28 protein-coding genes are annotated in these 25,257 nt (G+C 71.5%); 17 read left to right on the plus strand and 11 right to left on the minus strand.

The annotated features are described in order from the left end of the window. Nucleotides 1-38: 38 nt before the first annotated feature. The gene (locus tag ACFTZL_RS07075; RefSeq protein ID WP_382579258.1) at nt 39-368 is read right to left on the minus strand and encodes a hypothetical protein; all 330 of its coding nucleotides are present in this window, start codon (nt 366-368) and stop codon (nt 39-41) included. A 219-nt stretch (nt 369-587) separates the two neighbouring features. Between ACFTZL_RS07075 and ACFTZL_RS07080 the strand changes: the two genes are divergently transcribed. The 4 genes from ACFTZL_RS07080 to ACFTZL_RS07095 are packed head-to-tail and all read left to right on the plus strand — an operon-like array spanning nt 588 to nt 4,013. Continuing rightward, nucleotides 588-1,499 (plus strand): ABC transporter ATP-binding protein, encoded by a 912-nt coding sequence (locus ACFTZL_RS07080; protein WP_382579260.1) that lies wholly within the window; start codon nt 588-590, stop codon nt 1,497-1,499. Continuing rightward, nucleotides 1,496-2,236, plus strand: coding sequence for an ABC transporter permease (locus ACFTZL_RS07085; protein WP_382579261.1), 741 nt, complete (start codon nt 1,496-1,498; stop codon nt 2,234-2,236). The genes ACFTZL_RS07080 and ACFTZL_RS07085 overlap by 4 nt, the downstream gene beginning before the upstream one ends. Then, nucleotides 2,233-3,402 carry a sensor histidine kinase gene (locus ACFTZL_RS07090; protein WP_382579263.1) on the plus strand — a complete coding sequence of 390 codons (1,170 nt, stop codon included), beginning with the start codon at nt 2,233-2,235 and terminating at the stop codon, nt 3,400-3,402. The genes ACFTZL_RS07085 and ACFTZL_RS07090 overlap by 4 nt, the downstream gene beginning before the upstream one ends. Then, complete coding sequence (locus tag ACFTZL_RS07095; RefSeq protein WP_382579265.1) at nt 3,399-4,013, plus strand: response regulator transcription factor; 615 nt, start codon at nt 3,399-3,401, stop codon at nt 4,011-4,013. Before ACFTZL_RS07090 ends, ACFTZL_RS07095 begins: the two co-directional genes overlap by 4 nt. A 7-nt stretch (nt 4,014-4,020) precedes the next feature. Here ACFTZL_RS07095 and ACFTZL_RS07100 read toward each other — a convergent pair whose 3' ends face one another. Both ACFTZL_RS07100 and ACFTZL_RS07105 read right to left on the minus strand, forming a co-directional pair. Then, nucleotides 4,021-4,872, minus strand: coding sequence for a tetratricopeptide repeat protein (locus tag ACFTZL_RS07100; RefSeq protein ID WP_382579267.1), 852 nt, complete (start codon nt 4,870-4,872; stop codon nt 4,021-4,023). A 30-nt stretch (nt 4,873-4,902) separates the two neighbouring features. Continuing rightward, the gene (locus tag ACFTZL_RS07105) at nt 4,903-5,985 is read right to left on the minus strand and encodes a GNAT family N-acetyltransferase (protein ID WP_382579269.1); all 1,083 of its coding nucleotides are present in this window, start codon (nt 5,983-5,985) and stop codon (nt 4,903-4,905) included. A gap of 110 nt (nt 5,986-6,095) precedes the next feature. Between ACFTZL_RS07105 and fdxA the strand changes: the two genes are divergently transcribed. Both fdxA and ACFTZL_RS07115 read left to right on the plus strand, forming a co-directional pair. Further along, nucleotides 6,096-6,413 (plus strand): ferredoxin, encoded by a 318-nt coding sequence (fdxA, locus tag ACFTZL_RS07110; protein ID WP_010047804.1) that lies wholly within the window; start codon nt 6,096-6,098, stop codon nt 6,411-6,413. A gap of 126 nt (nt 6,414-6,539) precedes the next feature. After that, nucleotides 6,540-7,631 carry a bifunctional succinyldiaminopimelate transaminase/glutamate-prephenate aminotransferase gene (locus ACFTZL_RS07115; RefSeq protein WP_382579270.1) on the plus strand — a complete coding sequence of 364 codons (1,092 nt, stop codon included), beginning with the start codon at nt 6,540-6,542 and terminating at the stop codon, nt 7,629-7,631. Between the two features lie 92 nt (nt 7,632-7,723). Here ACFTZL_RS07115 and ACFTZL_RS07120 read toward each other — a convergent pair whose 3' ends face one another. Together ACFTZL_RS07120 and ACFTZL_RS07125 are read right to left on the minus strand one after the other, a co-directional pair. Beyond that, nucleotides 7,724-8,170, minus strand: coding sequence for an ATP-binding protein (locus ACFTZL_RS07120; RefSeq protein WP_382579272.1), 447 nt, complete (start codon nt 8,168-8,170; stop codon nt 7,724-7,726). Nucleotides 8,171-8,514: 344 nt separating this feature from the next. Continuing rightward, a complete protein-coding gene (locus ACFTZL_RS07125; RefSeq protein WP_382579273.1) occupies nt 8,515-9,498 on the minus strand; it encodes a heavy metal transporter in 984 nt (327 codons plus the stop codon). Between the two features lie 85 nt (nt 9,499-9,583). Here ACFTZL_RS07125 and dapE point away from each other — a divergent pair, with 85 nt between their 5' ends. Beyond that, the gene (gene dapE / locus ACFTZL_RS07130) at nt 9,584-10,663 is read left to right on the plus strand and encodes a succinyl-diaminopimelate desuccinylase (RefSeq protein ID WP_382579274.1); all 1,080 of its coding nucleotides are present in this window, start codon (nt 9,584-9,586) and stop codon (nt 10,661-10,663) included. 120 nt (nt 10,664-10,783) lie between these two features. Then, on the plus strand, nt 10,784-11,542 hold the full coding sequence (locus ACFTZL_RS07135) for a TIGR00730 family Rossman fold protein (RefSeq protein WP_382579276.1): 759 nt from the start codon (nt 10,784-10,786) through the stop codon (nt 11,540-11,542). Between the two features lie 101 nt (nt 11,543-11,643). Here ACFTZL_RS07135 and folP read toward each other — a convergent pair whose 3' ends face one another. After that, a complete protein-coding gene (folP, locus tag ACFTZL_RS07140) occupies nt 11,644-12,504 on the minus strand; it encodes a dihydropteroate synthase (protein ID WP_382579278.1) in 861 nt (286 codons plus the stop codon). A gap of 135 nt (nt 12,505-12,639) precedes the next feature. Between folP and ACFTZL_RS07145 the strand changes: the two genes are divergently transcribed. Both ACFTZL_RS07145 and ACFTZL_RS07150 read left to right on the plus strand, forming a co-directional pair. Further along, a complete protein-coding gene (locus ACFTZL_RS07145) occupies nt 12,640-13,041 on the plus strand; it encodes a DivIVA domain-containing protein (RefSeq protein WP_382579280.1) in 402 nt (133 codons plus the stop codon). Next, nucleotides 13,038-13,622, plus strand: coding sequence for a DNA-3-methyladenine glycosylase I (locus ACFTZL_RS07150; RefSeq protein ID WP_382579282.1), 585 nt, complete (start codon nt 13,038-13,040; stop codon nt 13,620-13,622). The genes ACFTZL_RS07145 and ACFTZL_RS07150 overlap by 4 nt, the downstream gene beginning before the upstream one ends. A 15-nt stretch (nt 13,623-13,637) precedes the next feature. Here the strand turns inward: ACFTZL_RS07150 and ACFTZL_RS07155 are convergent, their stop codons facing one another. Beyond that, nucleotides 13,638-14,441, minus strand: a complete 804-nt coding sequence (locus ACFTZL_RS07155) for an enoyl-CoA hydratase/isomerase family protein (protein WP_382579284.1) — start codon at nt 14,439-14,441, stop codon at nt 13,638-13,640. 381 nt (nt 14,442-14,822) lie between these two features. Between ACFTZL_RS07155 and ACFTZL_RS07160 the strand changes: the two genes are divergently transcribed. Beyond that, nucleotides 14,823-14,990 (plus strand): DUF3117 domain-containing protein, encoded by a 168-nt coding sequence (locus ACFTZL_RS07160; protein ID WP_003966491.1) that lies wholly within the window; start codon nt 14,823-14,825, stop codon nt 14,988-14,990. 118 nt (nt 14,991-15,108) lie between these two features. Here the strand turns inward: ACFTZL_RS07160 and ACFTZL_RS07165 are convergent, their stop codons facing one another. Continuing rightward, the gene (locus ACFTZL_RS07165; protein WP_382579315.1) at nt 15,109-15,807 is read right to left on the minus strand and encodes an O-methyltransferase; all 699 of its coding nucleotides are present in this window, start codon (nt 15,805-15,807) and stop codon (nt 15,109-15,111) included. 162 nt (nt 15,808-15,969) lie between these two features. Between ACFTZL_RS07165 and sigE the strand changes: the two genes are divergently transcribed. The 5 genes from sigE (at nt 15,970) to ACFTZL_RS07190 (ending at nt 21,167) form a co-directional block, all read left to right on the plus strand. Continuing rightward, nucleotides 15,970-16,740, plus strand: coding sequence for an RNA polymerase sigma factor SigE (sigE, locus tag ACFTZL_RS07170; protein ID WP_382579286.1), 771 nt, complete (start codon nt 15,970-15,972; stop codon nt 16,738-16,740). After that, the gene (locus ACFTZL_RS07175) at nt 16,737-17,732 is read left to right on the plus strand and encodes an anti-sigma factor family protein (protein WP_382579288.1); all 996 of its coding nucleotides are present in this window, start codon (nt 16,737-16,739) and stop codon (nt 17,730-17,732) included. The genes sigE and ACFTZL_RS07175 overlap by 4 nt, the downstream gene beginning before the upstream one ends. Before the next feature lie 131 nt (nt 17,733-17,863). Continuing rightward, nucleotides 17,864-19,588, plus strand: a complete 1,725-nt coding sequence (locus ACFTZL_RS07180; protein ID WP_382579290.1) for a trypsin-like peptidase domain-containing protein — start codon at nt 17,864-17,866, stop codon at nt 19,586-19,588. Nucleotides 19,589-19,796: 208 nt separating this feature from the next. Then, entirely contained in the window at nt 19,797-20,243 is a 447-nt protein-coding gene (locus ACFTZL_RS07185) for a sec-independent translocase (RefSeq protein WP_382579291.1), read from the plus strand. Between the two features lie 252 nt (nt 20,244-20,495). Then, the gene (locus ACFTZL_RS07190; RefSeq protein WP_382579292.1) at nt 20,496-21,167 is read left to right on the plus strand and encodes a hypothetical protein; all 672 of its coding nucleotides are present in this window, start codon (nt 20,496-20,498) and stop codon (nt 21,165-21,167) included. Between the two features lie 58 nt (nt 21,168-21,225). Here the strand turns inward: ACFTZL_RS07190 and ACFTZL_RS07195 are convergent, their stop codons facing one another. Genes ACFTZL_RS07195 through ACFTZL_RS07205 form a run of 3 tightly spaced genes read right to left on the minus strand, consistent with a single transcriptional unit; the run spans nt 21,226 to nt 24,274 of the window. Continuing rightward, nucleotides 21,226-22,359: an Mrp/NBP35 family ATP-binding protein gene (locus ACFTZL_RS07195; RefSeq protein WP_382579294.1), complete on the minus strand. Its 1,134-nt coding sequence runs from the start codon at nt 22,357-22,359 to the stop codon at nt 21,226-21,228. A 42-nt stretch (nt 22,360-22,401) separates the two neighbouring features. Next, on the minus strand, nt 22,402-23,001 hold the full coding sequence (locus ACFTZL_RS07200) for a DUF1003 domain-containing protein (RefSeq protein ID WP_382579295.1): 600 nt from the start codon (nt 22,999-23,001) through the stop codon (nt 22,402-22,404). Next, complete coding sequence (locus ACFTZL_RS07205) at nt 22,991-24,274, minus strand: magnesium transporter MgtE N-terminal domain-containing protein (protein ID WP_382579297.1); 1,284 nt, start codon at nt 24,272-24,274, stop codon at nt 22,991-22,993. The genes ACFTZL_RS07200 and ACFTZL_RS07205 overlap by 11 nt, the downstream gene beginning before the upstream one ends. A gap of 225 nt (nt 24,275-24,499) precedes the next feature. Between ACFTZL_RS07205 and ACFTZL_RS07210 the strand changes: the two genes are divergently transcribed. After that, nucleotides 24,500-25,255: a hypothetical protein gene (locus ACFTZL_RS07210; protein ID WP_382579299.1), complete on the plus strand. Its 756-nt coding sequence runs from the start codon at nt 24,500-24,502 to the stop codon at nt 25,253-25,255. The last annotated feature ends 2 nt before the right edge of the window (nt 25,256-25,257 follow it).

Here is a 25,257-nt window from a genome sequence, read left to right on the forward strand (position 1 = left end):
CCGGGTAGGGGCCGTCGTCGTTCAGCGGCGCGCGGCTGTCACGGTCGCGTGATGCAGTACAGGGCGACGTAGCCCTTGACGCCCTGGTAGTTGATCGCGATCCAGAAGAACCCGTCGGTGTGGCCGCAGGCGGTGTAGGTGCCGCCCTCCGTGGACGCGCCGCAGTCCGCTCCCGCGCCCTTGGGGAAGACCCCGAGGGAGGCCGCTCCGGTCGACTTGGACTTCCGTATCCGTACGCTCTCCTTGGCATGGCAGTTGATCGCCCGCACCGACGTCGTGTCCGAGGTCGCCGCCTGCGCCGGGGCGGCGAAGGTCAGACCGGCGAAGGCGATCACGGCGGTGGCGGCGCCGGCGAGGAGCTTGCGCATCTGGGTGTCCCCCTTGTGGTGGTGGTGCCCGGCGGGTCGGTCGGGCGGCGATCAAGCTAGTGGCATGAGCGCGTCCATGCCACGGATTTCCGGTCCGGGGCGCGTCCCGCGAAGATGCCGTCGGCACGCTCCCGGACGGCCCCGGCATGACATCTGTCATCCGGCACTCGGGACGCCCGACACTGCCCCCGCCGACACCCCCGAAGCCACCATGGCGGTATGACAACGACAGCCTCGGTGGTCGCGTTCGACCAGGTGAGCAAGGCATACGACACCGTCCGGGCCGTGGACGGACTGACCCTGACCCTGCGCCCGGGGGAGACCGTGGCGCTGCTCGGCCCCAACGGCGCCGGCAAGTCCACCACCCTCGATCTGCTCCTCGGCCTCAAGACGCCCGACAGCGGCACGGTCCGCCTCTTCGGTACCGGCCCCCGGGAGGCCATCGTCGCCGGGCGCGTGGGCGCCATGCTGCAGAGCGGCGGACTGATGGACGAGGTCACGGTCGCCGAACTGGTGCGACTCGCCTGCGATCTGCACCCGAAGCCGTACCACCCCTCCGAGGTCCTGTCCCGCGCGGGCATCGCGCAGATCGCCGACCGCAAGGTCAACAAGCTCTCCGGCGGCCAGGCCCAGCGCGTCCGCTTCGCCCTCGCCACTGCGGGCGACAGCGACCTCATCGTCCTGGACGAGCCCACCACCGGCATGGACGTCACCACCCGCCAGGCCTTCTGGGCCACCATGCGCGAACAGGCGGACCAGGGCCGGACCGTCCTCTTCGCCACCCACTACCTCGAAGAGGCCGACGCCGTCGCCGACCGGGTCCTGGTGCTGCACCGCGGCCGGCTCCTCGCCGACGGCACGGCCGCCGAGATCAAGGCCAAGGCCGGCGCCCGCCGCGTCTCCTTCGACCTGGCGGGCGACGTCGACGAGGCAGCCCTGCGCGGCCTGCCCTTCCTGACCTCCCTGGCCGTCTCCGGCCGGACCGTCCGCATCCAGTCCACCGACGCCGACGCGACCGTCCACGCCCTGTACGGCCTCGGCGTCTACCCCCGCAATCTCGAAGTCGCCGGGCTCGGCCTCGAGCAGGCCTTCGTCGCGATCACCGCCGCCGAGGAGGCGAAGTCGAAGTGAACAGCCTGATCAAGCTGGAACTCACCCGCGCCCTGCGCAACCGCAAGTTCCTGTTCTTCTCCGTGATCTACCCGTCGGTGCTGTTCCTGATCATCGCGGGCAACTCCGACAGCACCACGAAGCTCCCCGGCACCGGCCTGACCCTGCCGACCTACATGATGGTCTCCATGGCCTCCTTCGGCGCTCTCACGGCCGTCCTCATGGGCAACAGCGAGCGCATCGCCAAGGAGCGCGAGGGCGGCTGGGTGCGGCAACTGCGCCTGACCACCCTGCCGGGCCGCGGCTACGTCCTCGCCAAGACCGCGAGCGCCGCCGTCGTCAGCCTGCCGTCCATCGTCATCGTCTTCGCCGTCGCGGCGACCGTGAAGGACGTACGCCTGGACGCCTGGCAGTGGCTCGCCCTCACCGGCGCGATCTGGGCCGGCAGCCTCGTCTTCGCCGCGCTCGGTGTCGCCCTCGGCTACCTCGCCAGCGGCGACGCGGTCCGCCCGATCACGATGATCACCTACTTCGGCCTGTCGATGCTCGGCGGCCTGTGGATGCCGACGACGACCTTCCCGGTGTGGCTCCAGGACATCGCGAAGTGGCTTCCCACGCACGCGTACGCTGCTCTGGGGCAGGCCATCGAGCAGAGCCGCGCCCCGCACGTCCAGGACCTCGTCGTCCTCGTGGTGTCGTTCGTCCTGTTCGCGGGCGGCGCTGCCTGGCTGTACCGGAAGGACACCCTGAAGGCGTGAGCGGCGTCGGGTTCGGCATCGGGCAGCGCCCGGTGAACCGCCGGCAGCGGGCGGTGAAGTCGCTGTGGACCGGCATCTGGCTGGTCTACCTGAGCGCACCCGTCACCGACCTGCTGCACGGCGGCCACAGCACAGGCGTGCGGATCCTCGGCTGGATCGGCCTGGCCGCGTTCGTCACCTGGTACATGGAGCTGGTCTTCCGCACCGGCCGCGGTGAGCGCAACGCCCTGGTGCTCGGCTCGCTCGGGGTCCTCGCGGCCCAGTCCACGCTCCTCTCCCTCACCCTGGGGCGCGAGTGGCTGGTGCTGTTCGTGTACGTCTCGATCGCGTCCGGGGCCGCCCTGCCCCTGCGCCTGGCCCGCTGGACGATCCCGGCGGCGTGCGCGCTGCTGACCGCCGTGGCTCTTGCGACGCACGACGGCCTGTCCTACCTGTCCGGGCTCCTCATCCCGGCCTTGCTCGGCGGCTTCGCCATGACCGGCGTACGCGAACTCGTCCGGACGACCATCGCCCTGCGCGAGGCCCGCGCCACCGTCGCCCAGCTCGCCGCCAACGAGGAACGCCTGCGCCTGGCCAGGGACCTGCACGACCTGCTCGGCCACTCCCTCTCCCTGATCACCCTCAAGAGCGAGCTCGCCGGCCGGATGCTCCCCGACCGGCCCGACAAGGCGGCCCAGCAGGTCGCCGACATCGAGCAGGTCAGCCGCCAGGCCCTCGTGGACGTACGCGAGGCCGTCACCGGCTACCGCCGCCCCCGCCTGAGCGCCGAACTCGCCGGTGCCCGGGTCGCCCTGACCGCGGCCGGCGTCACCACCGACCTGCCCGCCGAGCCGCCCGGCCTCGCCGGCGTCCCCGAGGAGAGCGAGTCCGCCCTCGCCTGGGCCCTGCGCGAGGCGGTCACCAACGTCGTACGGCACAGCGGCGCCGGCCGCTGCACGGTCGAGCTGCTGCGCCGCCAGACCCTCGACGGCCCGGTGCTCGAACTCACCGTGGAGGACAACGGCTCCGGCGGCCCGGGTGTCGGCTACGGCAACGGCCTCACGGGCCTCACCGAACGCCTGGCCAAGGCGGGCGGCACCCTGGAGGCGGGCCCGCTCAAGCACGGCTTCCGCCTGGTCGCCCGCGTGCCGACGGCCGATCCGGCGGACGTAGGATCCCCGGCATGAGCCGCACGATCAAGGTCCTCCTCGCCGAGGACCAGTCGATGGTCCGCGAGGCCCTGGCCGCCCTGCTCGGCCTGGAAACGGACATCGAGGTCGTCGCCCAGGTGGCCCGCGGTGACGAGGTCCTGGCAGCGGCCCGCGAACACGAGGTCGACGTGGCCCTCCTGGACATCGAGATGCCCGGCGCGACGGGCATAGAGGCCGCGGCCCGCCTCCACGAGGAGCTTCCGGCGGTGAAGCTGGTCATCCTCACCACCTTCGGCCGCCCCGGCTACCTCCGCAGCGCCATGGAGTCCGGCGCCGACGCCTTCCTGGTCAAGGACGCCCCCGCCGCCCAGCTCGCCGAGGCGATCCGCAAGGTCCTCACCGGCGAACGCGTCATCGACCCCACCCTTGCGGCAGCGGCCCTGGCGGACGGCGCCAACCCCCTCACGGACCGAGAGCGAGAGGTCCTCAGAGCGGCGGCGGACGGCTCCACCAACGCCGAACTGGCAGCCACCCTGCACCTCTCCCAGGGCACCGTCCGCAACTACCTCAGCACAGCCATCCAGAAGCTGGCGGTGAGAAACCGGGCAGAGGCGGTCCGGGTGGCACGGGAAAAGGGCTGGCTCTAGTTCTTGGTCAGTTGAGCATCGCCCGAGCCGCGAAAGCCTCCCCCCGCACCCGCTCGGCAGCCCCCTCGTCCACCGCCGCGACGACGTCCGCGTACGCCTCCAACTCCAAGGCCCCCGGCACAAAATCCCCCCGCTGCACCAGCAACTGCGCCCGCTCGTACCGCAACCGAGCCGGATGCGAAGGCAACAGCAGCGACAACTCGACCGCCCACAGCGAGACATCCGACCGCTCCGGCCGGGCCGCCGCCCAGGCCCGCACATTGTTCAGGATCCGCAGCACCACATCCAGCGGATCAGCCGGTTGCAACATCGCCGGATCGAGCCCCGTCCCCGTCGCCCCGGCGACCAGCACCTCCGCGTCCGCCCCGGTCAGCACCCGCCCCCCGTCGAACGGATCGGCGAGCACCTGCCCCTCGTCGGGCCCGAACCCGACCACGAAATGCCCCGGCAGAGCCACCCCGTACACCGGCGCCCCGGCCCGCCGGGCCACCTCCATCCAGACCACGGACAGCAGAATCGGCAACCCCCTGCGCCGCACGAGCACCTCGTGCAGCAGTGAGGACTCCAGCCGTTGGTAGTCGGCCGGGCTGCCGCCGAAACCCATCCGCTCGCCGAGCAGCTCCCGCAGGGCGACCGCCCAGGCCCGCGGCCCGCCGGGACGGTACGGCAGCAGCCCGGCCAGCCGGTCCAGCTCGACCTGCGCGGTGTCCAGGCCCGCCTCGTCCAGCTCCCGGTCCGCCTCCGCGCCCACCAGCAGGCACAGCGTCGACAGATCGGGCCGCTCGGACCGGGCCTCTTCGGCGAACCGCCGCCGCAGCTCGGCGGAGCGCTCGGGGGACGGGGGATAGGGGGGACGCATAGGTGGCTCGTGCCCTCTCACGACGATCGGTTACCGGCCGGTGCCGCCGGATTCCGGCGCCCGGTAGTGGTGGTAGGCATGGTGCGCGGCGAAGCCCATCCCGGCGTACAGCTCCCGCGCTCCCGCGTTCTCGGCCTCGACCTGGAGCCACGCGGCCGACGCACCCTCGTCGAGGGCCCGCCGGGCCAGCGCCGCCATCACGGCCGTGCCCAGCCCCTGCCGCCGCAGCTCCGGATCGACCTCGACGGCGGCGAACCCGGCCCACCGCCCGTCGACGACACACCGCCCGATGGCGGCCGGAGCGGCACCCTCGACCGCGCCCGGAAGCGTCGCGAACCACACCGAGGTGCCTCCCCCGCTCTCGGCTTCGCTCGAGCGGGGGGACCCCCGTCCCAGCACCCGCAGCGCCACCTCGCTCACGCCCTTGCGCTGGTACCGGGCCAGCCACGCCTCATCCGCCTCCCGGGACAGCACGACGCCCGACGGATCGGCCCGGTCGGCCACCGGCGCCAGCGGCCCGACCCACAGCTCGGCGGTCACCTCCCGCACCCAGCCCCGCGCCTCCAGCTCGGCACACAGCAGCTCCTGCGTGCCCTCGGCGCCGGTCGCGGTCTGGACGTAGGCGGGCAGCCCGCGGTCGCCGTACCACCGGCGGACGGCGCCGAGCGCCTCGTCGAGCGGCATGCCCGGCTCGCCGAGCGGCAGCACCGAATTGGCCCGCCGCGTGAATCCGGACGCGGCCCGCAGCTCCCAGTCCCCGAGCCGCTCGCTCTCCACGGGCCGCCAGGCCCGCGCGGCGACCCGGGCCAGTTCCTCGTACGAGGCGGCCGGACCACGGCGACGCGCCGGAGCGGGGGGCACCACCTTGCCCGCGACCAGCGTGGATTCCGCGATGCGGACGCTCTCGCCGCCCCGGCGTGTGATCAGCAGCACACCCTTGTCCCATGATGTGAGAACGCCGACCGTGTCGGTGAACTTCTCACCCGGAGCAGCATGTTCGATCAAGCTCCGTACGGAGACCCGTTTGCCCACGTCAGAAGCGGTGATGGCCACCTCGAGACGTCCGGCGGCAGAGATTTCCACAGGTCGGTACACCCCTCCTGTTCGGATCATGCCCAAGAACGGAGATACTAGGGGCGGGCATCGACGACGCCGCGCTCCCGCGCGCCAGGCGGCGGAGCCTGAGGAGGCCCGCCAGCGCCCTATCGAGGAGGAACGACAGCGTGACCTACGTCATCGCGCAGCCTTGTGTCGACGTCAAGGACAAGGCGTGCATCGAGGAGTGCCCGGTCGACTGCATCTACGAGGGCTCCCGGTCCTTGTACATCCACCCGGACGAATGCGTCGACTGTGGTGCCTGTGAGCCGGTCTGCCCGGTCGAGGCGATCTTCTACGAGGACGACACCCCGGAGGAGTGGAAGGACTACTACAAGGCGAACGTCGAGTTCTTCGACGAGCTCGGCTCGCCCGGCGGCGCCAGCAAGCTGGGGCTGATCGAGCGCGACCACCCCTTCATCGCCGCGCTGCCGCCGCAGGCCTAGTCACCGCAAGCGGCCGCACACCGTGCCGCCTCGGTCCCGTACGGCCCGATCACGCCCTGATCGCCGTACGGGGCCGAGGCGTTTGCCCAGGACGGCTCGTACGTGCCAGAAAGTGAGCCAGAAACCGTGTCCGCAGTCTCCGACCGTCTCCCCGCTTTTCCCTGGGACAAGCTGACGCCGTTCAAGGCCACGGCCGCCGCCCACCCGGACGGCATCGTGGACCTGTCTGTCGGCACCCCGGTCGACCCGGTCCCCGAGCTGATCCAGAAGGCGCTGGTCGACGCGGCGGACTCGCCGGGCTACCCGACCGTCTGGGGCACGCCCGAGCTGCGCGACGCGATCACCGGCTGGGTCGAGCGCCGCCTCGGCGCCCGCGACGTCACCCACCGCCACGTCCTGCCGATCGTCGGCTCCAAGGAACTCGTCGCCTGGCTCCCGACCCAGCTGGGCCTCGGCCCCGGCGACCGGGTGGCCTACCCACGGCTCGCCTACCCGACGTACGAGGTGGGCGCCCGCCTGGCCCGCGCCGAGTACGAGGTCTACGACGACCCGACGGAGCTGGACCCCGAGGGCCTGAGGCTCCTCTGGCTGAACTCCCCGTCGAACCCCACGGGCAAGGTCCTGTCGAAGGCGGACCTCACCCGGATCGTGGCCTGGGCCCGCGAGCACGGCATCCTGCTCTTCTCCGACGAGTGCTACCTGGAGCTGGGCTGGGAGGCCGACCCGGTCTCGGTGCTGCACCCCGACGTCAACGGCGGCTCGTACGACGGCATCGTGTCCGTCCACTCCCTCTCCAAGCGCTCGAACCTCGCGGGCTACCGCGCGGCCTTCCTGGCCGGCGACCCGGCCGTCCTGAGCCCTCTCCTGGAGATCCGCAAGCACGGCGGCATGATGACGTCCGCGCCGACGCAGGCGGCCGTCGTGGCGGCCCTGGGCGACGACGACCACGTTCGCGTCCAGCGCGAGCGCTACGCGTCCCGCCGCGCCCTCCTGCGCGAGGCCCTGCTGTCCCACGGCTTCCGCATCGAGCACAGCGAGGCCAGCCTCTACCTGTGGGCCACCCGGGGCGAATCCTGCTGGGACACGGTCGCCCATCTCGCGGAGCGAGGCATCCTCGTGGCCCCGGGCGACTTCTACGGCTCGGCCGGCGCGGAGTTCGTCCGCGTGGCCCTGACGGCGACGGACGAGCGGATCGCGGCGGCGGTACGACGCCTGTAGCCGCCGCGGGCCGTCGGCGTTCGGCAGGCAACGGACACAGCGAAGGGGTCCAGGGACAGTCCCTGGACCCCTTCAGTGCTCCGAGCCCGGCGTCAGCCGACCGGCAGGCCCTTCGCCGGCAGCGTCTTCGCGGACGGCACGCCGCCCTTCGTCAGAGAGTCGGTCGGCAGACCCCCCTGCGCCGAACCGGCGGCTTCACCGACGAGCTGCCCGGCGGAGCCGGCCGCTTCACCGGCCGCCTTCTGCGCGACGGGCGTGGCCTTCTTGACCGTCTTGCCGCCGAGCTTGCCCGCGGCCGGCACCGCCTTCTTGACGGTCTTGCTGCCGGTGTCACCCGCGGACTTGCTGACGTCCGTCGCCGCGCCGTCGACGGTGTTGCCGACGTTCGCCCCGTCCAGGGCGGTCAGCCCGCCGAGGTTCGGGTTGGCCGGCAGCTCGGGGGCCGCACTGGCGGAGCCGGCCGCACCGACCCCGGCAGCCGCTCCCGCAGCGACAATGAGCGCGGCACGGGCGATCCGGCGGGTCAGGGGGAGGGACATGGTGCTCCTTCGACGGAGAGAACAATGAGGTTCGTGAAGTGTCCGACCGGCTCCGGGAGTTGATCGACTGGCTGTGGACCGCCCCGACTCGGACGCAGTGACTACCGCTCGAAGCCCGGGAAGGTTGCGGTGTCGCAACGTAAAGAGTTGGTAATGCGTCGCATAATCGGCTGAGGACAAACGGGTAAAAAGGTTCCTTCCGGAAAGTCCGCCGAATCCTTCCCGCCCTGTACGCCCAAGGGTTTTCACGGATTCCCGGGTGAGGGCACGAAAACCTGCGCGCACCGTCACGGCCGAGCCGTGCGGGTAATCCCCAGGGGTGAGTTCCCGTACCCCTGCGCGATCTAGCGCATCGTGACAATACGGACGGCGTCCGCGTCCCGTTCCGCGCCCGCGGCGCCCTGTGCCGTCGGAGCGCGCCACTCGCTGGCGGTGTTACCGGCGACCCACTCACGCCCGGCGTACGTCACGCGCGCGATGTGCAGCTCGGAGGCGTTGGCCACGGCCCAGTGCGCGAGCTGCCAGCCGCGCTGCTCCAGGCTCCGCCCGGTCGCGGAACTCGGGTCGGCGGTCACCGGCAGTGTCACCGTCCGCCCGCCGGATTCGTCCGTACCGCTGCTCGGCGACGGTGTCGGCGTGGCCGCCGACGAACCGCCCACCTGGGCACCGGCCGGCTCCAGCACATCGCGCCCGAAGTCCCGCACCAGCGCGGTACGCACCCCGTCCGGGCCCGTCGCCCGGGTCGCACCCGGACGGCCCTCGCAGGTCAGCGTGGCCGCGGACTGGCCGGTGAGGGCGGCGGCGAGCAGCGCGGCGTCCGGCTCGTGCTTGGCGTAGGCCTGCGGGAAGCCGCTGCGCTGCACCCGCTGCGCGGCGACGGTGAGGGGCAGCCGTGTGTAGCCGGGCACCTTGACCAGGTGGTCGTAGAACTCGCCGGCCGAGTACGTCGGGTCCAGGATCTCCTCCCGGGTGCCCCAGCCCTGCGAGGGCCGCTGCTGGAACAGGCCGAGCGAGTCCCGGTCGCCGTGGTCGATGTTGCGCAGGCTCGACTCCTGCAGCGCGGTCGCCAGCGCGATGGTCACCGCCCGCTCCGGCAGTCCGCGCCCGGTGCCCACGGCGGTGATCGTCGCCGCGTTCACGGCCTGCTCGGGCGAGAAGGCGTACGACGCCCCGTCGCCCTTGCCCGAGACGACCTTGCAGCCCGGTTCGCCCGTGCCTCCGGTGATGTACTGCACGACGAGGTAACCGGCGACCGCGAGCAGGATCACGAAGGCGGATCCGCGTCGGAAGAGGCGGCCACGGCGCTTGGGGGAGGACGACTCTGGCACGCCGTACAAGGTACTGGAGAGTATGGATGCTCATGTGCCCGGTGGGGAGAGAGGGTGCAGCGGCTGGCGCGTTAGGGTCGACGGCATGGCCGACACCTCGCTTGACCTCACGCTGGACGCCGCGGAGCTCACCGCCCGGCTCGTCGACTTCCGCTCCGAGAGCGGCACCGAGAAGCCGCTCGCGGACGCGATCGAGACCGCGCTGCGCGCGCTGCCCCACCTGACGGTCGACCGGTACGGCAACAACGTCGTGGCCCGTACGGACCTGGGCCGCTCGGAGCGGGTGATCCTGGCCGGCCACATCGACACCGTCCCGATCGCGGACAACGTCCCCTCCCGGCTCGACGAGGACGGCGTCCTGTGGGGCTGCGGCACCTGCGACATGAAGTCGGGTGTCGCCGTGCAACTGCGCATCGCGGCGACGGTCCCGGCCCCCAACCGCGACCTGACCTTCGTCTTCTACGACAACGAAGAGGTCGCCGCGGAGCTGAACGGCCTCAAGCACGTCTCCGAGACGCACCCCGAGTGGCTGGAGGGCGACTTCGCGGTCCTCCTGGAGCCGTCGGACGGCCAGGTCGAGGGCGGCTGCCAGGGCACCCTGCGGGTGCTGCTGAAGACCACGGGCGAGCGGGCCCACTCGGCACGCGGCTGGATGGGCTCCAACGCGATCCACGGGGCCGCCCCGATCCTCGCCCGCCTGGCCTCCTACGAACCGCGCTGGCCGGTCATCGACGGCCTGGAGTACCGCGAGGGCCTGAACGCGGTGGGGGTCAGCGGGGGAGTGGCCGGCAACGTGATCCCCGACGAGTGCGTCGTCACCGTCAATTTCCGGTACGCGCCCGACCGCACGCCCGAGGAGGCCGTCGCCCACGTCCGGGAGGTCTTCGCGGACTGCGGCGTGGCGGAGTTCGAGGTCGTCGACCACAGCGGCGCGGCGATGCCGGGCCTGTCCCACCCGGCGGCCAAGGCGTTCATCGAGGCGGTGGGCGGCACCCCGATGCCGAAGTACGGCTGGACGGACGTCTCCCGCTTCTCGGCGCTCGGCGTCCCGGCGGTCAACTACGGCCCGGGCAACCCGCACTTGGCCCACAAGCGGGACGAGCGGGTGGAGACCGCGAAGATCCTCGCGGGCGAGGAGCGGCTGAGGAGCTGGCTGACGGCCTGATCCCGGCCGGGGCGCCCTCGTGTTTACGGCGCTTTATCGCGGACATGCTCACGTCCCTCGTTCGTAACCCGCGTAGATCTACGCTGAGGTGGAACGACAGGCACGACGGAGGGAGCGCACATGGCGACCGGCAACCCCGAGGGGAAGAAGCAGCCGCCGGAGGAGAAGCGCCTGGGCCCGGTCCTCCGGAGGCGGGACCAGGTGCAGGCCAGCACCACCGACCAGCGGCTGCTGGACGCGGGCGGCCCCTCCGACTGGGTGCACACCGACCCCTGGCGCGTGCTGCGCATCCAGTCGGAGTTCATCGAGGGCTTCGGCACGCTCGCCGAACTCCCGCCCGCGATCAGCGTGTTCGGCTCGGCCAGGACACTGGCGGACTCACCGGAGTACGACGCGGGCGTCCGGCTGGGCCGGGGCCTGGTGGAGGCGGGCTTCGCGGTCATCACGGGCGGCGGCCCGGGCGCGATGGAAGCGGCCAACAAGGGCGCCTTGGAGGCCAAGGGCATCTCGGTCGGCCTGGGTATCGAACTGCCCTTCGAGCAGGGGCTGAACCCGTACGTCGACATCGGCCTCAACTTCCGCTACTTCTTCGTCCGGAAGATGATGTTCGTCAAGTACGCCCAGGGCTTCGTGGTCCTGCCCGGCGGCCTCGGCACCCTCGACGAACTCTTCGAGGCCCTCACCCTCGTCCAGACCCAGAAGGTCACCCGCTTCCCGATCGTCCTCTTCGGCAGCGAGTACTGGGGCGGCCTGGTCGACTGGCTCCGCAAGACGGTCATCGCCCAGGGCAAGGCCGCGGAGAAGGACCTCCTCCTGTTCCACGTCACGGACGACGTGGACGAGGCGGTGGCCCTGGTGTCGAAGGAAGCGGGCCGGTAGGGCTTTCGAGCTCAGCTTCCTGTCCGACCGAGTCGGGTGGCGGGTGGGCATAGGCCAGGGGTCCAGGGGGGCGGAGCCCCCTGGTACCTCAGGTCAACGCCTCAGGCCAGTCCACGCCGGGCAACGGCAGGTTCCCGATGCCCGGCGATGGACGCCACCATGTCCAGCACCTGCCGCGTCTCGCCGACCTCGTGCACCCGGTACACCTGCGCCCCCAGCCATGCGGACACCGCCGTGGTCGCCAGCGTCCCCACGACCCGCTCCTTGACGGGCCGGTCCAGCGTCTCTCCCACGAAGTCCTTGTTGGACAGGGACACCAGCACCGGCCACCCCGTGGCGACCATCTCGCCCAGCCGCCGGGTCGCTTCCAGGCTGTGCCGCGTGTTCTTCCCGAAGTCGTGCCCGGGATCGATCAGCACCGACTCCCGCGGCACCCCCAGCGCCACCGCCCGCTCCGCCAGCCCGACGGTCACGTCCAGAATGTCGGACACGACATCGTCGTACTCGATCCGATGCGGCCGCGTCCGCGGCTCCGCACGGCCCGCGTGCGTGCACACCAGCCCCACCCCGTACCGCGCGGCGACCTCGGCGAGCCCCGGATCGACCCCGCCCCACGCGTCGTTCAGCAGATCGGCCCCGGCCTCGCACACGGCCTCACCGACCTCGGCCCGCCAGGTGTCCACGCTGATGATCACGTCCGGGAACCGCCGCCGCACCTCGGCCACGAACCCGACCGTCCGCCGGGCCTCCTCCTCGGCCGTGACCTCCTCGCCCGGCCCGGCCTTGACCCCGCCGATGTCGATGATCGCGGCTCCCTCGGCCACCGCCTGCTCCACGCGCGCGAGCGCCGGCTCGTCGCGGAAGGTCGCGCCCCGGTCGTAGAAGGAGTCCGGGGTCCGGTTCACGATCGCCATGATCACCGGCTCACGCGGCTCGAATTCCCGCCTGCCCAGCCTGAGCATCCCCTGTGACCTTTCCCTGTACGTCCCCGTCTTCCGCCGCCTGCGACCCTAACTGTCAGACTCGCATGGCACGATCGGAGCCTGACAACATCCGTCTCCGAAGACTCCGAGACACCTGACCGTGGGGGCCCCGCGATGGTTATGTTCTTGTTCCTGGTCGTCGCGCTGGTCATCGTGGTCGGCGCGGTGACCCTGGCCGTGGTGGGCGGCGGCGAGAACGGCCCGCTGCCCGAGGCCGCCCCCGAGCAGCTCCGGGACCCGCTGCCCCCGGACCGCCCCGTCGACCGCGCGGATGTGGAGAGCCTCCGCTTCCCGCTCGCCGCCCGCGGCTACCGCATGGGGGACGTGGACGACGCCCTCAGCCGTCTCGGCGCCGAGCTCGCCGAGCGCGACGCCCGCATCGCGGACCTGGAATCGGCCCTGGCGGGCGCCCGGGCGACCGCCGCCCACGGCCCGGTGTCCCCGGAGCACCACGCGTCCGCGGAGAACCACGTGTCCATGGACAAGCCCGGTCCGCGACAGGAGGACCGGCCGTGAGCGACGGTGCCGCCCTCGCCGGCCCGGACGGCGCGCCGCGCTGCCCCTGGGCCCTGTCCGCCCCGGAGTACGTGACGTACCACGACGAGGAGTGGGGCCGCCCGGTGCACGGCGACGACGCCCTTTACGAGCGTCTCAGCCTGGAGGCCTTCCAGTCCGGCCTGTCCTGGATCACGATCCTGCGCCGCCGCCCCGGCTTCCGTGCCGCCTTCGCCGACTTCAAGATCGCGTCGGTGGCCGGCTTCACCGACGAGGACCGCGAGCGCCTGCTGGCCGACGCCGGCATCATCCGCAACCGCGCCAAGATCGACGCGACGCTCGCCAACGCGCGCGTGCTGACCGAGTGGGCCCCGGGCGACCTGGACGAGCTGATCTGGTCCCACGCCCCCGAGCCGGGCACCCGCCCGGTCCCGAAGGCGCTCTCCGACGTCCCGGCCATCACACCCGAGTCGACGGCCCTGTCCAAGGCGCTGAAGAAGCGGGGCCTGCGCTTCGTCGGCCCGACGACGGCGTATGCGCTGATGCAGGCCTGCGGACTGGTCGACGACCACCTGCAGGCCTGCGTCGCGCGTCGATCCTGACGCCGTGGCCGCAGGTCAGCGGCCCAGGTACTTCGGCTTCTCCTTGTTGACGAAGGCCTGCACCGCGATCGCGTGGTCCTCGGAGGAACCCGCCCGAGTCTGCAGCTCGTCCTCCTTCTCCAGCGTCTCCTCCAGGGAGTGCGTCAGCCCGTAGGCCACCGCCTCCTTGAGCGCCGCGTACGCCACCGTCGGACCCTCGGCCAGCGCCCGTGCCACCTTCTCGGCCTCCGCGCGCAGCTCGCCGGCGGGCACCAGGCGGTTGGCGATGCCGAGGCCGTACGCCTCCTGCGCGCTGATGCTCCTCGGGAAGAGCAGCAGGTCGGCCGCCCGGCCGGGTCCGATCACCCGCGGCAGGGTCCACGAGATCCCCGAGTCTGCGGTCAGCGCCACCCCGGCGAACGAGGTGTTGAACGCGGCCGTGTCGGCCACGATCCGGTAGTCCGCCGCCAGCGCGAAGCCGAAGCCCGCCCCGGCCGCCACGCCGTTCACGGCGGCGACGACCGGCTTCGCCGCCTCGGCCAGCGTCCGCACGATCGGGTTGTAGTGCTCCCGCACCGTGTTCATGGTCTGCCGCGAACCGGTCTCCCGGTCCTCGACCAGCAGCCCGATGTGCTCCTTGAGGTCCTGCCCGACGCAGAACGCCCGGTCACCGGCGGCGGTCAGCAGCACCGCCCGCACGGCGGCGTCGTCCGCCGCGGACCGGACCGCCTCCCGCAGGGCGACCTTGGCCTCCACGTTCAGCGCGTTCATCGCCTCGGGGCGGTTCAGCGTGATCGTCGCGAGCCCGTCGCTCACCTCGTAGAGCACGGCGTCGGCCATGGCGTATCCCCTCCGTGTCGCTGCTCGGGGGCCTACCGGTCGGTAGGTCCCGGGTCTGCAGGACAGCATGACGGAGATCGCCGACCGGTGACCGCACCGGACGTGTGACCTGCGTCAAAGAATTCTCACCCGTTTCCGTTCGGCGGATGTGTGTGCGGTGGCGGAGTATCGCAGTCACATCGCCGAATTGAGTGGTTTTGCTCGCGTGCGTTGCCCAAGCGATGCCTACTGATGTTGGTCATCGGGTCCTGAGATGCGGGATAATGGCTTGGAAGCAATGTGTTCGATGCCGGTGTCGCGTGTCCTGCTCAGGGCCGCACGTGTGCCCTTCTCGGGGCCGACGGCTTTGACGATGAGCTGGTTTCAGGAAGGGGAACGAGCATGGCGGCCATGAAGCCGCGGACGGGCGATGGCCCGCTCGAGGTGACCAAGGAGGGGCGGGGCATCGTCATGCGAGTTCCGCTCGAAGGCGGCGGTCGGCTCGTCGTCGAGCTGACCCCCGACGAGGCCGACGCCTTGGGCGACGCCCTCAAGAAGGTCGTCGGCTGACGCGCGAGCGACCATACCCTTTCAACTGCCCCGGCATCATCTGTGGTGCCGGGGCGGTTGTTTTCTCATCAATGACTTTCGCCTGCCCCGGCTTCCGCTCCACTAACGTGCGACCCGGCTAGCGTTTCACCGCGCACAGCAGTCCGTCGCCCACCGGCAGCAGTGACGGCACCAGCTCCTGGCTCTCGCGCACCGCGCGCAGCAGCTCCCGCAGCCGCAGCACCTCTGTGGGCTGCGGTCCGGAGTCCACCGTCCGGCCGTTCGCGAAGGCGCCCTCGAAGACGACGAGCCCACCGGGGCGCAGCAGCCGCAACGATTCAGCGAGGTATTCCATGACCTCGAGGCGGTCGCCGTCGCAGAAGACGAGGTCGTAGCCGGAGTCCGCGAGGCGGGGCAGCACGTCCAGGGCGCGGCCCGGGATGAAGCGGGCCCGGTTGCTGGCGAAGCCGGAGGCGCGGAAGGCCTGGCGGGCGAACTGCTGGTGCTCCGGCTCGGGATCCACGGTCGTGAGCACACCGTCGGGCCGCATACCGTGCAGGAGGTGAATCCCGGAGACACCGCAGCCGGTCCCGATCTCCGCGACGGCCTTCGCGTCGGCAGAGGCGGCCAGCAACCGCAGCGCGGAGCCCGTGCCGGGCGTCACCGAGCGCAGCCCCGCGTCACGGGCCCGGTCACGGGCCCAGCGCAGCGCGTCGTCCTCGGCGACATAGGCGTCGGCGAACGCCCAGCTCGTCTGCCGGTTGCCGGTAATGACCCTCTCCTGTCCCCGTGAATGCCTCGGCGTGACTGTATCCGTTGGGTGCGGGAACCCGCAGATGGGACCGGTCGTTTAAAGGGATGAGCAAGCGGCGCGGGCCGGGACGGGGGGCAGGCAGTGGACGAGGACGCCGAGCAAGTGCCGTCGCAGCAGTACGAGGCGTATCAGCCCAGATCAAATTCTCGTAAAACCGCTTATCCGGTCCTAACGGGCGAGGTGGCTATGGTAGGGGCTCCACTGGACACCACCAGAGCTGACAGGGGAGGTGCGGCTGCGCTTGTGGATCGCGGAGGAGTGTTCCGGCGCTTCCTCGGATCGGCGGGCAGGCCGACATCCGTGAACGACACTGCTGACCACAGCCACGCCGCTGACTTCGCCCAGACCGCGACCTTCTCCACCGACGCGGACGGGCAGGCGTGGACTCCGCCCACCTGGGAGGAGATCGTCAGCACGCACAGCGGCCGGGTCTACCGGCTCGCCTACCGCCTCACCGGCAACCAGCACGACGCCGAGGACCTCACGCAGGAGGTCTTCGTCCGTGTCTTCCGCTCCCTGTCGACCTACACGCCGGGCACCTTCGAGGGCTGGCTGCACCGCATCACCACGAACCTGTTCCTGGACATGGTCCGCCGCAAGCAGCGCATCCGCTTCGACGCGCTCGGCGAGGACGCTGCCGAGCGGCTGCCCAGCAAGGAGCCCACGCCGCAGCAGGTCTTCAACGACGCGCACTTCGACGCGGACGTCCAGCAGGCCCTCGACACCCTGGCCCCCGAGTTCCGCGCCGCGGTCGTCCTGTGCGACATCGAAGGACTGTCGTACGAGGAGATCGCCGCGACCCTGGGCGTCAAGCTCGGCACGGTGCGCTCGCGGATCCACCGTGGCCGCTCCCAGTTGCGCAAGGCCCTCGCGCACCGCTCGCCGGAGGCGCGTGCCGAGCGCCGCTCCTTCGTGCCCCGTGTTCCCGCACTGGGAGGAGGGGGCGCGAGCGCGTGAGCGGATCACGTCCTGAGTCCTCCGAGGGACACCTCGCAGAGCAGCACCTGGGAGACCGACTCTCCGCCCTGGTGGACGGGGAGCTCGGTCATGACGCGCGGGAGCGCGTACTGGCGCATGTGGCCACCTGCCCGAAATGCAAGGCGGAGGTGGACGCCCAGCGCCGGCTGAAGAACGTCTTCGCGGAGGCGGCCCCACCGCCTCCCTCGGAGAGTTTCCTGGCCCGCCTGCAGGGACTACCCGCGGGGGGCGACCCGGACGGTGACGGTATGCCCCCGGGTGGCGGAGGGCTGCCCGGCGGACTGTCCGGACGGTTCGGATCGTCCGGGGCCTTCGGTGCGAAGCGCGGCGAGCGGTTCGAGTTCGGGTACGCCCCGTCCCGGCCGCACATCCCCGTGCTGCCTTCCGACGGCCGAGGCCTTCCTTCGGGGAGCCGGGGTTTCCGTATCCACGACGTCGGCCGGCCCGAGACCGACAGGTCCTCCTCGCGGCTGCGGTTCGCGTTCGCGGCCGCCGGGGCCGTGTCCCTGGCCGCGATCGCCCTGGGCGGCGTCACCACCGGCACCCCCGGCGACACGGAAGCCCGCAGCGGCTCCGGCACGGGAAGCAATGTGACGCCGATGCGTACGCAGGGGTCGGGCGCGACGCCGCCCGAATCCCAGCGGCGCCGGGGTGCCGCGCCGCTGCTCGGACAGGTGCACGGCCAGAGCATGCTCGGCCAGACCCCGGCCGCCCCGACCGAGGTGTCCGCCCCGCTGCTGCCCGGAATGCCGCCTGCCGCCCGGCAGCACGCCATGCACGCGCTGACCGCCCCGGTGGTGGCCGGTGCCGTGGCCATGTCCCCGCTGATACATCCGCTCGAGGTGGCCGCGCCGGCCGCCCTGACCTCGTGGTCCGCGGTCCCCGAGATCGCGGGGCCCCTGCTCGCCGTGCCCCTCCCGGACACGACCTCGTCCCCCTCTCCTCCCGCCTCCTCGCGGACGGCCCGCTGACCGGCCTCTGCGCACCGGGCGGCGAACCTGATTGAATCCGGGGGTTGTCGCCCGTCGCCGAGGTGTGGCCGGGCGCCGATTCGACGAACCGCGGTCACCGCATCGAGCCGTGCCGCGGCTGTGGGGAGAGCATGAACGAGGGGAAGCCCACGAAGGCGAAGTGGTGGAGCCGTCCACGGTCGCAGGACGCTCCGGGGGAGCCGGGAGAGCCGGAGGGGCAAGGGGCGGCCCCGGCGGACTCCGTCGACACCGGCATCGACACCGACGGTGACTTCGAGCTGGCGCGGCCCGCCGTGCGGCAGGACGAGGACGCGGGCGACTACGAGTTGAGGCGCCCCGAGGAGCCTGCTGACACCGTCGTGGAGCCCGCCGTGCCGGCCGGCGGTGCGCCCAAGCCGCTGCACGATCCCGACCCGTACAGCACCCCGCCCTACGGCGAACCGGGCCCCTGGGCGCCCGCGCCGCCCGTCCAGCATCCGGCGGCGACGCCGACGCACGGCACGGCGATACCGAGCCAGGCGTCCATACCGGGCGCACCCGTCCCGCCGACGGCCGTCGCACCGGAGGCGTCGGCGACCACTCCCAGCATTCCGGCACCCGCACCGGCACCGGCACCGGCATCCGCACCCGCACCTGCGGCACCTGCCCCCTCTCCCAACCCCTGGCAGCGTTACGACCCCTGGGCGGCTCCCGCGGCCTCCGGGCCCCTCCAGCAGAACGGGGCCGGTGTACCCAGTACGGAACAACGGCGTAAGCGGGGCAGGAAGGCCCTGCTGAGCGGTGCCGTGCTGCTGGCGCTCGTGTCCGGAGGGATCGGCGGCGTCGCGGGGACGTATCTGGAGCGGAACGGGGGCATCGGGAACGTCGAGTTGCCGCAGGCCGGGAAGGAGTCCGCGGGGCGGGACGCCGACAGTGTGGCCGGGATCGCCCAGCGGGCCCTGCCCAGCGTGGTCACCCTGCATGTGAGCGGCTCCGGCGAACAGGGCACCGGCACCGGCTTCGTCCTCGACGCCCGCGGTCACATCCTCACCAACAACCACGTCGTGCGGCCCGCCGGATCCGCCGGCGAGATCACCGTGACCTTCAACAGCGGGGAGACCGCCCAGGCCGAGCTCGTCGGCAGGGACAGCGGCTACGACCTCGCCGTCGTGAAGGTGAAGGGCGTACGCGGCCTCACCCCGCTGCCCCTCGGCAACTCGGACAACATGCAGGTCGGCGATCCGGTCGTGGCCATCGGCGCGCCCTTCGACCTGGCCGGCACCGTCACCTCCGGCATCATCAGCGCCAAGCAGCGGCCCATCACGGCGGGCGGCGAGAAGGGCGACGGCAGCGACGTGTCGTACGTCGACGCGCTCCAGACCGACGCGCCCATCAACCCCGGCAACTCCGGCGGGCCCCTGCTCGACTCCCGGGCCCGGGTCATCGGCATCAACTCGGCCATCCGCTCGGCGGACAGCGGCTCCGAACTGGACAGCGGCCAGTCCGGCTCCATAGGCCTCGGCTTCGCCATACCCATCAACCAGGGCAAACGCGTGGCCGAGGAGCTGATCAACACCGGCAAGGCGACCCACCCGGTGATCGGCATCACCCTGGACATGGACTACACGGGCGACGGCGCCCGGGTCGCCGCCGAGGGCAGCGAGGGACCGCCGGTCACCGTGGGCGGGCCGGGTGCCAAGGCCGGGATCAAGGCGGGCGACGTCATCACCACGGTCGACGGTCAGCGGGTCCACTCGGGCGAGGAACTGATCGTCAAGACCCGCGCCCACCGTCCCGGCGACCGGCTGGAGCTGACGCTGGAGCGCGGTGGCAAGGAACGGACGGTCTCACTCGTCCTCGGCTCCTCCGGCGGCTGAGACGTGATGTCCGGGACGCACAGGGACCAACAAGGCAAACAATTCGGAAAGCGCTCCCACTCCTCGCACTCGGAGGTCTCGGGACAGTACCGGTCGGACAGGATCGCCGGGTACCGTGGATCCGGCCCGGACCACGGCAAGACCCGCACCGACCACCGAGGGCCGACCACCGAGGGCCGAGGACCGAGGACATCGCAAGGAGCTTCAGGTGTTCAATGACATAGGACCACTCGAGCTGGTGACGCTCATCGTCCTCGCCGTGCTCGTCTTCGGTCCGGACAAGCTCCCCAAGGTCATCCAGGACGTGACACGCACGATCCGGAAGATCCGTGAGTTCTCGGAGAGCGCCAAGCACGACATCCGCGAGGAACTCGGCCCGGAGTTCAAGGACTTCGAGTTCGAGGACCTCAACCCCAAGGCGTTCATCCGCAAGCAGCTGGACAACGAGGACCTGGGGCTCAAGGAGATCCGCAACGGCTTCGACCTGAAGAAGGAGATGGCCGAGGTCACCGACGCCGTCCACAGCCGTGACTCCGACACGTCCGCGTCGTCCTCCGGTGCCGCCGGTTCGTCCGGTGGCCGTATCGACATGACGAAGAAGCCCGAGACGCCCGACCGGGACGACCGTCCGCCCTTCGACGCGGACGCCACCTGAGCGACCCGGCCGAGCTGCACAGCCGAGCGGCGCACCGGGGGCGTACGCTCCCGGCTCGCGTGACGCGTTTCATACTCCGGTCGGGCTGTGTACGGCCTGAACCAGGCCCCCGTGCGGCCCACGCGCCGGGCGCTTTCCCTGCTGCTCGCGGCGGTGTGGCTATGCTGCCGAGTTGTTGTGCGGACCGGAAGAGTACGCCCGAAGGGGGGCGGGCCGTTCCGGTCCGACTAGAGCGAGGAGGCGTCCGGGCACATGGAGACGACGAGTCCAGGAGTCGCGCAGGCGCCGGCCGCGGAGGACGGACAACAGGTCCCCTCCGCCCGGCGTAACGTCGACGGCTACCTGCGCGCGCCCTTCCCGTGGTACGGCCTCGACGAGGCCTTCACGGGGCCGCGCTGGCTGATGCAGGTCGGTACCACGGCCGACGGGGCCGTGGAACACGGGTCGATCGGGCACGGAGACGAACCCAGGGTGCGCAACGAGTTCGTCGCCGGGGGTGATCAGGAGGCCAAGGAGAAGTTCGCGGTCGTGGTCACCGTCGCGGCGCACCCCTCACGGCGCAGTGCGGACGGTACGGGGCTGCTGGAGGCCACGTCGGTGTCCTCAGCGGCGTGGCTCGCGGGCGTGGGGCTGCTGTCCGCCACGTGGCCCGGGCAGATGGACCACTCCCTGCGGGACGACTGGCTGGAGCAGCAGACCGAGACGGCGTGGGTGCTGGCGGACGACCTCGACGGGGCCGACTGGTCGACGTTGTCGTTGCCGGTGGACGGTGTGCCGACGGCGTTCCACTACCGGGAGTCCGAGTTCGGGTGGGTGCTGGCCGGGTCGACCTCGGCGGGTGTCCATGTCGGGGCGTACGGCAGAGGCATGAGTGCGTATGGGATCGGCTTCGCCGTGGTGAAGGACATCGCCGCCTACGCGTGAGCTTTGGGGCGCCGTGTCTGTTCGGCGCCCCTTCGCCGTAGGGGCAGGGTGCAAGGGCTCAGAACTTGTTCCTCGGAGTGATCCCCAGGGACAGGCCCGACAGGCCCCGCTGTCGTCCTCCCAGCTTTCCGGCGATGGCTCGCAGTGCGGAGCCCGCCGGGGAGTCCGGGTCGGTCAGGACGACCGGCCTGCCGTCGTCGCCGCCCTCGCGGAGGCGGACGTCGATGGGGATGTTGCCGAGGACCGGGACGTTGGCGCCGGTCGTGCGGGTCAGGCCGTCGGCCACCACCTGGCCGCCGCCCGTGCCGAAGACGTCGACCATCTCGTCGCAGTGCGGGCAGGGCAGCCCGGACATGTTCTCGACCACGCCGACGATCTTCTGGTGGGTCTGTACGGCGATGGAGCCCGCGCGCTCGGCGACCTCGGCCGCCGCCTGCTGCGGGGTCGTGACGACCAGGATCTCGGCGTTCGGGACGAGCTGGGCGACGGAGATGGCGATGTCGCCGGTGCCGGGCGGCAGGTCCAGGAGGAGGACGTCCAGGTCGCCCCAGTAGACGTCCGCGAGGAACTGCTGCAGGGCGCGGTGGAGCATCGGGCCGCGCCAGACGACCGGGGCGTTGCCGGGCGTGAACATGCCGATGGAGATGACCTTCACGCCGTGCGCCGACGGCGGCATGATCATGTTCTCGACCTGGGTGGGACGGCCGTCGGCGCCGAGCATGCGCGGCACGGAGTGGCCGTAGATGTCGGCGTCCACGACACCGACCTTGAGGCCGTCGGCCGCCATGGCCGCCGCCAGGTTCACCGTCACCGAGGACTTGCCCACGCCGCCCTTGCCGGAGGCGACCGCGTAGACGCGGGTGAGGCTGCCGGGCTTGGCGAAGGGGACCTCGCGCTCGGTCTGCCCGCCGCGCAGGGCGTTCGCCAGCTCCTTGCGCTGCTCGTCGCTCATCACGTCGAGCGTGACGTCGACGCGGGTGACGCCCTCGACGCCGGAGACCGCATCGGTCACGCGTTGCGTGATCGTCTCCCGCATCGGGCAGCCCGAGACCGTGAGGTACACGGTGACCGCGACCGCCCCGTCCGCGCCGATCTCCACCGACTTGACCATCCCGAGTTCGGTGATGGGCTTGTGGATCTCGGGGTCGTTCACCGTCGCCAGTGCCTCGCGCACCGCGTCTTCCGTAGCCATAGGACGATGGTACGGCGCTGTACCGGTGCGTAGGAAAGCCTGTCAGCGGTCGTCTGCGTCACGTCCCCGTGACCGTTCCGCCGGGAATACGACGGGGTCGTGACGGTGACCGTTCTGCCGTTCCTCCATCTCCTTGATCGTGTCCTGGAGCTCCGAGCGGATCCAGTCGCGGGTGGCGACCTCGCCCAGGCCGATCCGCAGGGCGGCGATCTCGCGGGTCAGGTACTCGGTGTCCGCGATCGACCGCTCGTTCTGCTTGCGGTCCTGCTCCAGATTGACCCGGTCGCGGTCGTCCTGCCGGTTCTGCGCGAGCAGGATCAGCGGAGCGGCGTAGGAGGCCTGGAGCGACAGCATCAGGGTCAGGAAGATGAACGGGTACTCGTCGAAGCGCAGGTCGCGCGGGGCGAGGCTGTTCCAGGCCACCCACAGGATGATGGCGGCCGTCATCCAGACCAGGAACCGGCCCGTGCCGAGGAAGCGCGCGATGCGTTCCGAAAAGCGCCCGAAAGCCTCCGGGTCGTACTCGGGCAGGAACCGGTGCCTGGGCACGCCGGGCTGGTCGAGCCGGGTCGCGCGTGGCCGGCTCGCGGCCGTGGCGCCGGCCGGCGTGCGCTCGCGCGGGGTCTCGCGCTCAGGAACCATCGGTCGGCACCTCCTCGTCCAGATGGAACTCGGTCTCCCGCCAGTCCTCGGGCAGCATGTGGTCGAGGACGTCGTCCACGGTCACCGCGCCCAGCAGCGCCCCCGCCTCGTCGACCACGGGCGCCGCGACCATGTCGTACGTGGCGAAGAACCCGGCGATGGCGGGCAGATCCGCCTCGGGATCGAGCGGTTGCAGGTCGCTGTCCACGATCGAGCTGACCAGCGAGGGCGGTGGCTCGCGCAGCAGACGCTGGAAATGGACCGTGCCCAGGTACTTGCCGGTCGGTGTCTCGTCCGGTGGCCGGCAGACGTAGACCTGGGCGGCGAGGGCGGGGGAGAGGTCGGGGTTGCGGATGCGGGCCAGGGCGTCGGCGACGGAGGCGTCCGGGCGCAGCACGATCGGCTCGGTGGTCATCAGACCGCCCGCCGTGCGCTCCTCGTAGGACATCAGGCGCCGCATGTCGGCCGCGTCGCCGGGCTGCATCAGGCTCAGCAGCCGCTCCTGCTCGTCCGTCGGCAGCTCGCCCAGCAGGTCGGCCGCGTCGTCCGGGTCCATGGCCTCCAGGACGTCGGCGGCGCGCTCCTCCTTCAGCTTGCCGAGGATCTCGATCTGGTCGTCCTCCGGGAGCTCCTCCAGCACGTCGGCCAGACGGTCGTCGTCGAGGGCGGCGGCGACCTCGGCCCGGCGCTTGGAGGAGAGGTGGTGCAGGACGTTGGCCAGGTCGGCGGCGCGGAGCTGCTCGAACGTGGCGAGCAGGTTCTCGGCGCCCTGCCCCTGCTCCTCCAGGGAGAAGCCGGTGACGGCGGTCCACTCGACGGTCAGTGCCTCGCCCTTGGCCCGCCGGAAGGCGCTGCTCTTTCTGCCCTTGCGGACGAAGACCCGGTCGATCTCCCACTCCCGGCGGGCCGGCAGCTGATGCACCGACAGGTCGAGGACGGTGACCTCCTCGCCGGTCTCGGTGAGCGTCACGCGCCGGTCCAGCAGCTCCCCGAAGACCAGCCGCTCGGTGGGCCGCTGCTCGAAGCGCCGGACGTTGAGCACGCCGGTGGTGATGATCTGGCCCGACTGGATGGCGGTGACCCGGGTCATGGGCAGGAAGATGCGGCGGCGGGTGGCGAGTTCGACGACGAGGCCGAGCAGCCTCGGCGGTCGCTGTCCCACCCGCAGCATGACGACCAGATCGCGCACCCGCCCCACCTGGTCGCCGGCGGGGTCGAAGACGGCTACACCGGAGAGGTGCGATACGAAGATCCGGGGGACGCCCGCTGCCATGGCCGCGGCTCCTTTTCGTGCGGGGTGTTTCCTGGTGCCTGTCTCTGTGCCTGCCTGTGTATCCGTCTGTTCCGAATTGCCCGCTCGGGTGGGCTTCAGGCTAGCCCGTCCCGATCGGCGATGCGTCGGCGGGCGGTCCGGACGGACTGGCTCCGACCTGCCCGCACGTGCCCGGTACCCTGCGGTACGCCGTTCAGGTCTCCCCGCAGAGAGGCAGCTCCACCTGTGACTCCGATTCGCCACGGCCGAAGCCGTAGTGCCGTACTCGCGAGCGCGATGTGCGCACTGCTCGTGACGGGGACGGTGCTCACCGGCTGCGCGGAGGATCCCGACGAGGGCACCAACGGGGTCGGCAGACTGCCCGCCGGGAAGATCCAGGGCAAGACCCGCACGGCCGCCGAGTCCGCCGGGGCGGTCCGGGTGCACGGAAGCGTCGTCAGCGGCGAGAAGACGTACGCGCTCGACATGCGGCTGAAGGACGACGGCGGCGAGGGGTCGGTCACCACCGAGGGGACGACCTTCCAGCTTCTGCGCGTGGGCGAGCAGCTCTTCGTCAAGGCCGACGCCGAATTCTGGAGTCACGGGGACGGCCAGGGCGGAAAGGGCGAGGGGGACGCGGCCGCGGCCTCCAAGCTCGGCGGCAAGTTCGTGAAGGTGCCGCACGGCGACCCCGCGTACAAGAAGTTCAGCGGTTTCACGGACAAGGGTGTCCTCCTCGACGGTCTGCTGACCCTGCACGGCGCACTCGCGACGGACGGCCACGAGGAGCAGGCGGGCGTCCGCACCATCCGCATCACCGGCGACAAGGGCTCCGGCGGCGCCCTGGAGGTCTCCCTCGAGGGCAAGCCGTATCCGCTGCGCCTGGAGCGGGCCGGCGGCGCGGGCACCCTCACCTTCTCCGCCTGGGGAGAGGACTTCTCCCTCAGGGAGCCGGAGAGGAACGAGACGGTGGACTACGGCCGGCAGCTTCCGACGTCGTAGCG

This window comes from Streptomyces sp. NPDC056948 (assembly GCF_042674225.1).
Lineage (GTDB): Bacteria > Actinomycetota > Actinomycetes > Streptomycetales > Streptomycetaceae > Streptomyces > Streptomyces purpurascens.